9 protein-coding genes and 1 tRNA gene are annotated in these 11574 nt (G+C 68.1%); 7 read left to right on the forward strand and 3 right to left on the reverse strand.

Annotated features, from left to right (window positions below):
• From flgJ to LCC91_RS01235, 4 genes are all read left to right on the forward strand, one after another.
• Nucleotides 1-882, forward strand: a complete 882-nt coding sequence (flgJ, locus tag LCC91_RS01220; RefSeq protein ID WP_043699677.1) for a flagellar assembly peptidoglycan hydrolase FlgJ — start codon at nt 1-3, stop codon at nt 880-882.
• Between the two features lie 17 nt (nt 883-899).
• Nucleotides 900-2858: a flagellar hook-associated protein FlgK gene (gene flgK, locus LCC91_RS01225; RefSeq protein WP_043699674.1), complete on the forward strand. Its 1959-nt coding sequence runs from the start codon at nt 900-902 to the stop codon at nt 2856-2858.
• Nucleotides 2859-2875: 17 nt separating this feature from the next.
• Entirely contained in the window at nt 2876-4156 is a 1281-nt protein-coding gene (gene flgL / locus LCC91_RS01230; protein ID WP_043699672.1) for a flagellar hook-associated protein FlgL, read from the forward strand.
• A gap of 307 nt (nt 4157-4463) precedes the next feature.
• Nucleotides 4464-5651, forward strand: coding sequence for an HDOD domain-containing protein (locus tag LCC91_RS01235; RefSeq protein WP_043699669.1), 1188 nt, complete (start codon nt 4464-4466; stop codon nt 5649-5651).
• Nucleotides 5652-5768: 117 nt separating this feature from the next.
• Here the strand turns inward: LCC91_RS01235 and LCC91_RS01240 are convergent.
• A tRNA-Asn gene (locus LCC91_RS01240) sits at nt 5769-5844 on the reverse strand.
• Nucleotides 5845-6029: 185 nt separating this feature from the next.
• On the opposite strand from LCC91_RS01240, the gene LCC91_RS01245 reads away from it, so the two are divergent.
• Genes LCC91_RS01245 through LCC91_RS01255 form a run of 3 tightly spaced genes read left to right on the forward strand, consistent with a single transcriptional unit; the run spans nt 6030 to nt 9372 of the window.
• Nucleotides 6030-7226, forward strand: a complete 1197-nt coding sequence (locus LCC91_RS01245; protein ID WP_043702742.1) for an acyl-CoA dehydrogenase family protein — start codon at nt 6030-6032, stop codon at nt 7224-7226.
• Between the two features lie 13 nt (nt 7227-7239).
• A complete protein-coding gene (locus tag LCC91_RS01250; RefSeq protein WP_043702746.1) occupies nt 7240-8388 on the forward strand; it encodes an acyl-CoA dehydrogenase family protein in 1149 nt (382 codons plus the stop codon).
• 45 nt (nt 8389-8433) lie between these two features.
• Complete coding sequence (locus LCC91_RS01255; RefSeq protein ID WP_043702751.1) at nt 8434-9372, forward strand: DUF6279 family lipoprotein; 939 nt, start codon at nt 8434-8436, stop codon at nt 9370-9372.
• A gap of 172 nt (nt 9373-9544) precedes the next feature.
• Here LCC91_RS01255 and groL read toward each other — a convergent pair whose 3' ends face one another.
• Both groL and groES read right to left on the reverse strand, forming a co-directional pair.
• A complete protein-coding gene (gene groL / locus LCC91_RS01260) occupies nt 9545-11179 on the reverse strand; it encodes a chaperonin GroEL (RefSeq protein WP_043702754.1) in 1635 nt (544 codons plus the stop codon).
• A gap of 60 nt (nt 11180-11239) precedes the next feature.
• Entirely contained in the window at nt 11240-11530 is a 291-nt protein-coding gene (gene groES, locus LCC91_RS01265; RefSeq protein ID WP_043702757.1) for a co-chaperone GroES, read from the reverse strand.
• Nucleotides 11531-11574: the final 44 nt, after the last annotated feature.

Consider the following 11574-nt stretch of genomic DNA (forward strand, 5'->3'; position numbering starts at 1 on the left):
ATGAACGCCGCCAACGCCGTGACCGCCGCCACGCAGCGTGGGCTCGCCGCCGACGCCAAGACGCTCGATGCGCTCAACGGCCTCGCGGGGCGCGACCCGAAGGCGGCGCTGAAAGAAACCGCCCGTCAGTTCGAGGCGCTGTTCATGCGCGAGCTGCTCAAGTCCATGCGCGACGCGACGATGAAAAGCGGCCTGATGGACAACGACGCGAGCGAACTGGGGATGGACCTGCTGGACGAGCAGTGGGCCGTGAAGATGACCGGGCTGCCCGGCGGGCTGGCCGAGATGATCGAGCGCCAGTTGCAGCGCCAGATGGCACACGCCGACGGTGCCGCGGGCGGGCGGGCGGCGGCAGCGGCCCCGTCGACGCCGTCGTCGGCGGTGGAGGCACCCGTGCCCAAACCGACCCCGGCGCAGGTGTCGTTCATCCAGCAACACCGCGTCGCGGCGCAGCAGGTGGCGCGCGAGAGCGGCATTCCCGCCGCGTTCATGATCGGGCAGGCGGCGCACGAGACCGGCTGGGGCCGCAGCGAGATCCGGCTGCCCGACGGGCGCAACTCACACAACCTGTTCGGCATCAAGGCGGGGCCGGGCTGGACGGGAAAGGTCGCGGAAGTCACCACCACCGAGTACGTGGACGGCCAGCCGCGCAAGGTGGTGCAGCGCTTTCGTGCCTACGACAGCTATGCCGACGCGTTTCGCGACTATGCGCGCCTGATCACCGGCAGCCCGCGCTACCAGGCGGTGGTGCGCAACCTGCATTCGGCGCAGGCCTTCGCACAGCAGCTGCAGCAGGCCGGCTATGCGACCGACCCGCAGTACGCGACCAAGCTCAGCCGCGTCATCAACACCACGCTGCAGCTGCAGCGGGCGCTCGCCTGATGCCGGGGTAGCCGACGATGAGCGCGCTCAACATCGCCACCCGGGCCCTCACCACCAACCAGGCGGTGCTGCAGGTCATTGGCCACAACATCGCCAACGTCAACACCGAAGGCTACACCCGCCAGCGTGCCGAGCTGCAGGCCGTCGCCGGACAACGCTTGGGCAGCGGCTACTTCGGCAAAGGCGTACAAATCGAGACCGTGGCGCGCGTCGGTTATGACGCTTTTCTTACGCGTGAGGCCAACGGCACCCGCTCCACCGCCGCCGCGGACGCGATCCGCGCCGAGTACCTGCGCAGCGTCGAGTCGCTGTTCCCGACGGGCGATGGCGGGCTGGGGCAGGTGCTCAACGACGCGCTCAACGCCTGGGTCGATGTCGCCAACGCCCCTGACGACACCACCGCGCGGCAGGTGGTGCTCAGCCGCTTCGACGCGCTGGCCACGCGTGTGCGCGACACGATGGCGCGGCTCGATGAGATTACCCAAGGGGCGCGCGTGCAAGCCGGCGAAATCGCGGGCGAGGTCAACCGTTTGGCCCTAGCAATTGCACAGGTCAACGAATCGATCGCGCGCGTTGCCGGCAGTGGCGTGCCGCCCAACGATTTGCTCGATCAGCGTGATCACCTCATCGCGCAGCTCAACGAAAAAATTCAGGTCACCACATTGGCGGCGGATGACGGCACGTTGTCGGTGTTTGTCGCGGGGAGCCTGCCGCTGGTGTTGGGCAATCAGGCAGCGCGGCTGGAGGTGGCTCGCGCCACTGTCGACAGCGACCGGCAAATCCAGCTGCAATTCGTTCAAGGGGCGACGCGGTACGATATCCCGCGCGAATTCGTCGGTGGCGGGCAGTTGCGGGGTTTGTTGGATTTCATCAACCGCGACGTCGTACAAACCCAAGCCGAGCTCGGGCGTGTGGCCTTGGCGACCGCCGAGGTCCTCAACCGCCAGCAGCGCAGCGGGCTCAATGCTTTGGGGGCTCCCGGCACCGATCTGTTGACGTATGCGCCTGCCGGCTTGCAGGCCAAGCCCGGCAGCGAAAACACCAGCACTGCAACGATGACCCTGACGGTGGCCGATCCAGCGGCGTTGCGCGCCACCGATTACGACATTACCTACACCAGCGGCACCAATGTACAGATCCGGCGCAGCAGCGATGGTTGGTTTTGGAACGGTACCGCGTGGCAACCCAGTGCGGCGACGCTGGGTACATTGCCCGCCCAACTGGATGGCCTGACGCTGAGCATCAGCGGCACCCCCGCGGCAGGTGACCGGTTTTACATTCGTGCCGGGGCCGATGCCGCCAGCAGCCTGCACATGCCGCTTGCCAGCCCCGCGGAGCTCGCCGCGGCCAACCGCGTGCAACTGGCGCTGGGGACGCCCAACAACGGCAACGCCACCATCGAGGCGGTCTCCGCCCACATCAACAGCGGCAGCTGGGCAATGCCTGCGTTGCCCGCGGCGCTGACATTTACCGCACCCAACCAATTTGCACTGGCTGGTTTTACGCCGGCATCGGTTACCTACACGCCGGGCGAGCCCATGGAATTTACGTATACGTCGGGCGGCAACTCGGTGACCGTGCGGCTCACCCTGCGGGGCCAGCCGCAAAATGGCGACGTCTTTCAGTTGCAGGCGGCCCCCACCAGTGGCGCGGCCTTGGTTGTCAATGGCGGCAACGCCAGCGCGATGCTGGCGCTGCGCGATGACGTGTTGTTCGACGGCACCACGCCGCTGTCCGATGGCTACTTGGCGGTGTTTTCGGGACTGGCGGCGCGCATCAACGAAGCGCAAACGCGAGCGACGTTTACGCGGGCGCAAGCGACGGACGCCGAGCAGCGCCGCGCCAATCTCGCTGGCGTCAACCTCGACGAGGAAGCCGCGCGGTTGCTGCAGTTCCAGCAGGCTTATCAAGCGTCGGCCAAGTATTTGCAAACGGTGCAGTCGGTCTTCGACACGCTGCTTGCCACCTTCCGTTGACCCCCAAGAGGTGCGTCATGACCCTCTACCGTGTCGCCACCGCCAACAGCTACGACACCACCATTCAACGCTTGCAGCAGCGGCAAGCCGAGCTGGCCGAGCAGCAGGACAAGCTCTCCTCCGGCAAGCGCGTGCGGCGTGTCAGCGACGATCCGGCCGCGGCGGCACTGGCCGAGCGCGAGCGCGCGCGCGAGCACCGCGTGCAGGCCGACCAGCGCGCGCTGGAGGCAGCGCGCCGCAACCTGCAGCTGGCGGAGAGCACGCTGGCCGACATCGGCGACCTCTATCACCGTGCCAAAGAGCTGATCGTGCAGGGGGGCAACGGGTCGCTCAACCCCAGCGACCGCGCCACCATCGCGCAGGAGCTCGAGGGCATCCGAGAGCGCATTCTGGCACTGGCCAACACCAAGGACACGCTCGGACGGCCGCTGTTCATGGGCTTGGGGTTGGCCAGCGGCACGCAGTCGTTCCAGGAAAACCTGGTTACTGCGGCCGCTACCACTTATGGACCCGATGGTCGGGTGGTGCAAGAAAATGGCTTGCGTGGGCAAGCGGCGGCGACCGAAACGGGGTTGCCCAGCCAAATCGATGGTTACCCGGTGTTTTCGGGGCGGCTTGCGGCCACGGCCTCAGCCATTGTGTCGGTCAACGCCGGCAACAGCGGCACGGCCGTGGCGCTCGACGCCCGTGTGCAGAACGCCGCCGGGCTCAATACCACCCAAGTGTTCACACTGGATGACAGCACGCCCAACGTCGGCAGCTACACCCTGACCTACACAGCCGGTGTGTGGACCGTCAATGGAACCGACAAGTCGGGTGCGGCGTTCGGTCCCGTCACGGCCACGGTCACCACCGTCGATGGCGTGACGCAACTCGATTTCGAGGGATTGCGGGTGCGCATCCAAGGCACGCCTGCCAACGGGGATGCCTTTACCGTCACGCCCACCGTCGATGTGGACGTGTGGGAGTCCTTCGACCGCGCCATCGGGGCGCTCAAGAGCGAAAATGGCCATGACCTGAACCAGGAACTGGCTGTCGTCAACCTGCACCTGGAAAAACGCCTCGACAGATTGCTCTCGGCTCGCGGTCAGTTGGGTGACTGGCTCAACCGTGCGGATCAGATGGACGCAGCCTTCCAGGCACGCAAGGACTATCACGTGCAGCAACAGTCCGACCTTACCGACCTCGACATGGTCGAGGCGATTTCGCGCTTCCAAACCCAACAGCTGGGTTACCAAGCCGCGCTGTCGTCCTACGCGCAGGTACAGCGCCTGTCGCTGTTCCAGTATCTGGCCTGACCGCGCCGTTCGGCGCTGACCCGCCGGCGCTTGCGCCGGCACCGCAAGACAGTGCCAGATGATTCGATGAGTGGCAAACCCCGGCACGGCTGTGGCTCGGAGTGGGGTTGCGCGCTCAGCACATGGCGATCTGCGCCTCGTATTGCCGTCCGTGTGACCTTGCCCCCGTATTCCCGGACCCGTCCTATTCGCAACGTAACGCCGCGTCCTTGACGGTTGGGCGGCGTGCCCGGGGCGGTTGGTTTCGGCGTAACCGAAGTTTGATCGACACAGTTGAGCACACGACACAATCCACTACAGTGTATGCATGGGACTGCGTGCACTCGACCACATTGCCTGCACCTACGAGCCCGTGTGGGGGGCGCAGCGCCGCATCGTTGCGGTGCGGCTGCGGGTGCGTGTGCTGGAAGAGGCGGCGGACGTGCCGCGCCTGCTGCTGGCGCTGGAAGACTGGTGGTACGCCGGCTCGCCGATCCTGATCGTTGCCTTCCAGCACGAGCGGCACCTGCGGCAGGCACTGGCCGCCACGGCGCCGGACTATCTGTGGCTGGAGCTGCCGCCGGCGGCGGCGCTTCCCAGCAGCGACTGGGCGCATCCCGTCTCGCTGGCCCGGCGACACGGACACCGCCTCGTGCAGCGTGTGCCGAGTCGCGTGACGCGCCGCGGACTGCCGCAGCCCAGCGCGGAATGGCGGTACCTGCTCGACGTGGGCACGCCAGCGACCCGGGCGGCCGCGCCCATCGAGGGCGACGACATGGGGCCGCAGGCGCTGTGCGCCGGCCTCACGACCCTGGCGTCGGCGCGGGAGTGGCTGGACCATCGCCGGGGTTGGGGCGTCGTCGGCTGGCCCGCGGCAGACGTGTGGGCCCAGCGCAGCCCAGTGCAACGCGGCCCGGACAAGGCCACGCTGCTGCGTGTCCAACAGGCTCTGATGCACGACACGCCGCTGGAACGCGTCGTCACGCTCATCCACAGCGACGTGGCGTTGACGTACCGGCTGCTGCGACTCCTCCACAGCGATGCGGTGGCCGCCCGCCGGCCCATGCCGACGATCCGCGAGGCCATGCGGGCGCTGGGCGAGCGGCGTTTTCGGGATCTGTTGCTGCGGCTGATGCCCGCCGCCGTCGCCGACCCCGACCTCCTGCCGCTGCGCAGCGCCTTGGTGCTGCGGGCGCAGTGCATGCAGTGGCTGATGGACGCCGGACCGCAGCAATCGCTGGCCACAGAGATCTACCTGACGGGGTTGTTCTCCGGGTTGACGGACTGGTGGCCGGGTTCGATGGCGAGCCTCCTGGCGCCGCTGCCACTGTCCGACGCCATGGTCGAAGCGCTGGTGAACGGACAGGGGCCCTACGCGCCGTACCTGCACATCGCGCGGCGGCTGGAGGACCCGGCGGCGCTCGACACCCTCCCCGACGCGTGCGCGGAGGCGGGGTTTTCGCTGCAGTCGGTCAACACGGCGTTGCTGCGGACGTTGGCGCGGGCCGCGGCGTGACGTGGCCTCGGCAGTGTGGTCCCGCTGCGATGGCCGCGCTATGCAGCAAAAATGCAGCAATAACAGGGCCGGACAGCAAAAAGCCCGCGCGGTGGCGGGCTAAGTGCTTGATTTCTTTGGCTCCCCGACCTGGGCTCGAACCAGGGACCTACGGATTAACAGTCCGGCGCTCTACCGACTGAGCTATCGGGGAACGATAGACCCGCATTATAGCGGCGGTGCGGGGCGTCTCCGGCCGTCGCGCATTGGACATGCGGCGGTGGCCGGTGGCCGCGTCGGCGGTGACAATGCACCCCGTGGGGTGGCGCCGTGGCGATGGCCGGCGCAGTGGCTGGTGGGGTAGGCCGGCCCGATGCTAACGCTGTTGGAGAGCCGACGATGGATTTGCGTTTCAGCGCCGAGGAATTGGCGTTTCGGGACGAGGTGCGCGCCTTCCTGCGCGAGCGGCTGCCACCCGAACTGGCGGCCAAGGTGCAGCAGGGACTGCGGCTGACGCGCGACGACATGGCGCGCTGGCACGCCATCCTGCATGAGCAGGGGTGGCTCGCCAGCCACTGGCCGCGGGAATGGGGCGGCCCCGGATGGGGGCCGGTGCAGCGCTTCATCTTCGAGTACGAATGCGCGCTGGCCGGGGCGCCGCGCATCGTGCCGTTCGGTGTGCACATGTTGGGGCCGGTGCTGATCCGCTACGGTACGGAGGCGCAAAAGCGCCACTGGCTGCCGCGCATCCTGGACGGCCGCGACTGGTGGTGTCAGGGGTACTCCGAGCCCGGGGCGGGTTCGGATCTGGCGTCGCTCACGACCACCGCGGTGCGTGACGGTGACCACTACGTCGTCAACGGCCAGAAGACGTGGACGACGCTCGGGCACTACGCGAACCGGATGTTCGCGCTGGTGCGCACGGACCGCGACGCCAAGCCGCAGGAGGGGATCAGCTTCCTGCTCATCGACCTGGACAGCCCGGGTGTCGAGGTGCGGCCGATCATCACGCTGGACGGCGAGCACGAGGTCAACGAGGTCTTCCTGACGAGTGTGCGGGTGCCGCTGGACCGGCTCGTGGGACAGGAGAACCAGGGCTGGACGATCGCCAAATACCTGTTGACGTACGAGCGCACCAACATCGCGGGGGTGGGGTTTTCGGTGGCGGGGCTGGAGCGGCTCAAGGTCGTCGCGCGCCGGGTGCACAAGGGCGGCCGGCCGCTGATCGAGGACCCGTTGTTTGCCGCGCGGCTGGCGCGGGTGGAGATCGCCCTGGAAAACCTCAAGACCACCAATTTGCGCGTGCTGGCGTCGGTGGCGGGCGGCGGCGCACCGGGCGCGGAGAGTTCGCTGCTGAAGGTGCTCGGGACGCAGATCCGGCAGGAAATTCTGAGCCTGACGCGGCGGGCCATGGGGCCGTATGCGCTGCCGTGGATCGAGGAGGCGCTGACGCTGGAACGCGCGGACGCCGCCGTGGGGCCCCCGGGGGCGGCGAGCGCCGCGGCGCAGTACTTCAACTACCGCAAGCTGTCGATCTTCGGCGGCTCCAACGAAATCCAGAAAAACATCATCGCCAAGGCGGTGCTCGGGCTGTGAAGGGGGGCGAGGCATGGACTTTCGGCTGACCGACGACCAGCGCATGCTGGCGGAGTCGCTGGACCGCTATCTCGCGCAGCGCTACCCCATCACACGCCGGCACGCGGCAGCGGCGAGCGCGCTGGGCTTCGATGCCGAAGTGTGGGCCGGCCTGGTGGAGCTGGGGGCCGTGGCCGCGCTGCTGCCGGAAGCCGCCGGGGGGCTCGGGGGCGGCGGGTTCGACATCACGACGGTGTTCGAGAGCGCCGGGCGGGCGCTGCTGATCGAGCCGCTGCGCGGGGCGCTGGTGGTGGGGCAGATCCTGGCCCGGGCCGATCACCCGGATCGCGTGGCCGCATGGTTGGCGCGCGTGGCGGCGGGCGCCGTCGTGGCATTCGCGCACGAGGAGCCGGACGCCCACTACGAGCCCTGGCATGTGGCGACGACGGCGCAGCGCGATGCCCACGGCTGGGTACTCGATGGGCACAAGGCCGTGGTGGCGCACGCCGCGGCGGCGGACGGCTGGCTGGTGAGCGCGCGTCTGGCCGGTGGCGTGCGCGATGCGGCGGGGATCGGGCTGTTTTGGGTGCCGCGCGATGCGCTCGGGGTCACGGTGCAGCCATACCCGCGCATCGACGGCGGCGGCGCAGCGGACCTGCGGTTCACGACCGCGCAGGTGCCGGCGGAAGCCCTCGTCGTCGGGCCGGCGCGGGCGTCGGAGGTGCTGGCGCATGGGCTGGCCTGCGCGACGCTGAGCCTGTGCGCCGAAGCCCTCGGGGCGATGGAGGTCGCACTGCAGCAGACGCGCGACTACCTGCAGACGCGGCGCCAGTTCGGCCGGCCCATCGGCAGCTTCCAGGCGCTGCAACACCGGGTGGTGGACCTGTGGATGGCCGTGGCGCAGGCGCGCTCGGCCGTCATCAACGCGGCCGCCGCGTTCGACGGCGGCGACGCGCTCGAACGGGACCGCCTGATCGCCGCGGCCAAAGCGACGATCGGCCACACCGGCACCCACGTGGCGGAGGAGTGCATCCAGCTCCACGGCGGCATCGGCATGACGTGGGAGCTGCCGTTGGCGCACTACGCCAAGCGGCTCGTGATGATCGATCACGAATACGGCGACGAGGACCACCACCTGGCGCGTTTCATCGCGCTGAGTCGGCTGCGCGAGGCGAGCGCCTGAGCCGGCTGGTCGGGAACCCAGGCGGCACCCCGCGATCCAGCGGTCATGCACGTCGCGGAAAACGGGTGGTGGACGGGGGTCTCCCCGCATCGGTGGCAGGCGGTGGGCCGCTGGCTGGGCGCCGGCGTACTGGCGCTGGCCGTGGCCGGCTGCAGCGTGGTCGGGCTGGCCTACCAGCAGTTGCCCACGGTGCTGATGTGGCGGCTGGACAGCCTGTGGGATCTGCAGGGCGATCAACGCGTGGGCGTGGACGAGGCCGTGCGGCGCTGGCACGCGTGGCACCGGCGCGAGCAGTTGCCCGCGGTCGCCGCCCTGCTGCAGCGCTGGCAGGCCCTGGCGGCCGGTACCCCCGACGCGGCGACGGTTTGCCGCGAGGCCGACGCGGTGCGGGCGCTGCTGCGGGAGGCGACCGACCGCACGGTGGACGATCTCGCGCGCTGGCTGCCGACGCTGACCGACGCGCAACTGGCTCACTGGCGCGCGCGGCTGGACGATGCCGACGCCGAGTGGCGGCGCGACTGGGGGCAGAGCGATATCGACCGGGGGTTACGGCTGCGGCGCACGCGGGAGCGGCTGGAGATGTTTTACGGCCGCCTCGACGACGAGCAGCGCCGCTGGCTGCGCGAGCGGCTGCGCGCCGTGGAGGTCCGGCCGGAACTGGCGTGGGCGGAGCGCCAGCGCCGGCAGGCGGACTGGCTGGAGACGGCGCGCCGCCTGCGGGGGCTGCCCACGGCCCAGGCCGCGGCGGACGTGCGCGCCCTGTGGGCGCGCACCTGGCGCTCGCCCGATGCGACGCTCGCCGCATATCAGGATGCGGCGTGGTTCGCGGGCTGTGCGTGGCTGGCCGACTGGCACGCCCGTGCAACGCCGGCGCAGCGCGCCCGCGCCGTGGCGCAGTTGCAGACGTATGAGCGTGAGGTCCGGGCGCTGATGGAGAACGGCGTGTCCAACGGCAGCCTCCTGGGCACCACCAACCGACCATGAAAAAACCCGCACAGCAATAGCTGTGCGGGTTTCATCAAAACCCGCAAGGAAACATTCTTGCGGGTTTCGCCAAAACCCGCTGGGCCTTGGCATCCCAGCGGGTTTCTTCAAAACCCGCCGGGATCGCTCCCGGCGGGTTTCACGGATGTGTGGTCGTGCCGTCAGCGGCCGATCACATGTCCATGTCCATGCCGCCCATGCCGCCACCCGCGGCCGGCTTGGCTTCGGCCTTCGGCGCTTCGGCGACCATGCACTCGGTCGTCAGCATCAGGCCGGCCACCGACGCGGCGTTTTGCAGCGCGGTGCGGGTCACCTTGGTCGGGTCCAGGATGCCCATCTCGATCATGTCGCCGTAGGTGTCGTTGGCGGCGTTGAAGCCAAAGTTGCCCTTGCCTTCGAGCACCTTGTTGATCACGACCGAGGGCTCGCCGCCGGCGTTGGCCACGATCTCACGCAGCGGGGCTTCGACGGCCTTCATGACGAGCTGGATGCCCGCGTCCTGGTCGGCGTTGGCACCCTTGAGCGTGCCGACCGCCTGACGCGCACGCAGCAGCGCCACGCCACCGCCAGGAACGATGCCTTCTTCGACGGCCGCACGGGTGGCGTGCAGCGCGTCTTCGACGCGGGCCTTCTTCTCCTTCATTTCGACTTCGGTCGCGGCGCCGACCTTGATCACCGCCACACCGCCGGCGAGCTTCGCCACGCGCTCTTGCAGCTTCTCACGGTCATAGTCGCTGGTGGCCTCTTCGATCTGCACGCGGATTTGCTTGACGCGCGCTTCGATGTCCTCGGCCTTGCCAGCACCGTCGATGATGGTGGTGTTTTCCTTGGCCACTTCGACGCGCTTGGCTTGACCGAGGTCGGCCAGCGTCACCTTCTCCAGCGTCAGGCCGACTTCCTCGGCGATGACCTTGCCGCCGGTCAGGATCGCGATGTCCTCCAGCATGGCCTTGCGGCGATCGCCAAAGCCCGGGGCCTTGACCGCGCACACCTTCAGGATGCCGCGGATGGTGTTGACCACCAGGGTGGCCAGCGCTTCGCCTTCGACGTCTTCGGCGATGATCAGCAGCGGACGGCCCGCCTTGGCCACTTGCTCCAGCGCCGGCAGCAGGTCACGGATGTTGCTGATCTTCTTATCGTGCAGCAGGACGTACGGGTTCTCCAGCACGCAGACCTGCTTGTCCGGGTTGTTGATGAAGTACGGCGACAGGTAGCCGCGGTCGAACTGCATGCCCTCGACGACATCCAGCTCGTTTTGCAGGCTCTTGCCGTCCTCGACGGTGATCACGCCTTCCTTGCCGACCTTGTCCATCGCTTCGGCGATGATCTGGCCGATCGACTCGTCGCTGTTGGCGGAGATGGCGCCGACCTGGGCGATTTCCTTGCTGGTGGTGGTGGGCTTGCTGATCTTCTTCAGCTCGGCCACCAGCGCTTCGACCGCCTTGTCGATACCGCGCTTGAGGTCCATCGGGTTCATGCCGGCGGCGACGTACTTCATGCCTTCGCGCACGATCGCCTGCGCCAGCACGGTCGCGGTGGTGGTACCGTCACCGGCGTTGTCGCTGGTCTTGGACGCCACTTCCTTGACCATCTGGGCGCCCATGTTCTGGAGCTTGTCCTTGAGCTCGATTTCCTTGGCCACGGACACACCGTCCTTGGTCACGGTGGGGGCACCGAACGAGCGCTCCAGCACCACGTTGCGGCCCTTCGGGCCCAGGGTCACCTTGACGGCATTGGCCAGGATGTTGACGCCTTCGACCATGCGGGCGCGCGCGTCAGCGCCAAAAACGACGTCTTTTGCTGCCATGGTTCAGATTCCTTCGTGTAGGGGTTGATTCGGGAGATCAAAAGGGGACGCGTGTCGCGTTCACTTCTCGATGACGGCGAACAGGTCGTCTTCCTTCATGACCAGCAGCTCTTCGCCGTCGACCTTGACGGTCTGGCCGCTGTACTTGCCGAACAGCACACGGTCACCGACCTTGACGCTCAGCGGCTTGGTTTCGCCCTTGTCGTTGGTCTTGCCGGGACCGACAGCCAGCACTTCGCCTTGATCGGGCTTCTCGGCCGCGTTGTCCGGGATCACGATGCCCGAGGCGGTCTTGGTCTCGTTTTCCAGACGCTTGACGATCACGCGATCGGCGAGAGGACGAAGTTTCATGCGATCTCCTGTCGTAAGGACGATGAGGTTGGGTTGCAGAGGCG

This window comes from Tepidimonas taiwanensis, from assembly GCF_020162115.1.
GTDB lineage: Bacteria > Pseudomonadota > Gammaproteobacteria > Burkholderiales > Burkholderiaceae_C > Tepidimonas > Tepidimonas taiwanensis.

Coding starts and splice junctions, on each gene's coding strand:
- LCC91_RS01255 (WP_043702751.1), top strand. CDS start 8,434: ATGCACGTCGCGGAAAACGGGTGGTGGACGGGGGTCTCCCCGCATCGG.
- LCC91_RS01245 (WP_043702742.1), top strand. CDS start 6,030: ATGGATTTGCGTTTCAGCGCCGAGGAATTGGCGTTTCGGGACGAGGTG.
- flgJ (WP_043699677.1), top strand. CDS start 1: ATGAACGCCGCCAACGCCGTGACCGCCGCCACGCAGCGTGGGCTCGCC.
- groES (WP_043702757.1), bottom strand. CDS start 11,530: ATGAAACTTCGTCCTCTCGCCGATCGCGTGATCGTCAAGCGTCTGGAA.
- flgL (WP_043699672.1), top strand. CDS start 2,876: ATGACCCTCTACCGTGTCGCCACCGCCAACAGCTACGACACCACCATT.
- groL (WP_043702754.1), bottom strand. CDS start 11,179: ATGGCAGCAAAAGACGTCGTTTTTGGCGCTGACGCGCGCGCCCGCATG.
- flgK (WP_043699674.1), top strand. CDS start 900: ATGAGCGCGCTCAACATCGCCACCCGGGCCCTCACCACCAACCAGGCG.
- LCC91_RS01235 (WP_043699669.1), top strand. CDS start 4,464: ATGGGACTGCGTGCACTCGACCACATTGCCTGCACCTACGAGCCCGTG.
- LCC91_RS01250 (WP_043702746.1), top strand. CDS start 7,240: ATGGACTTTCGGCTGACCGACGACCAGCGCATGCTGGCGGAGTCGCTG.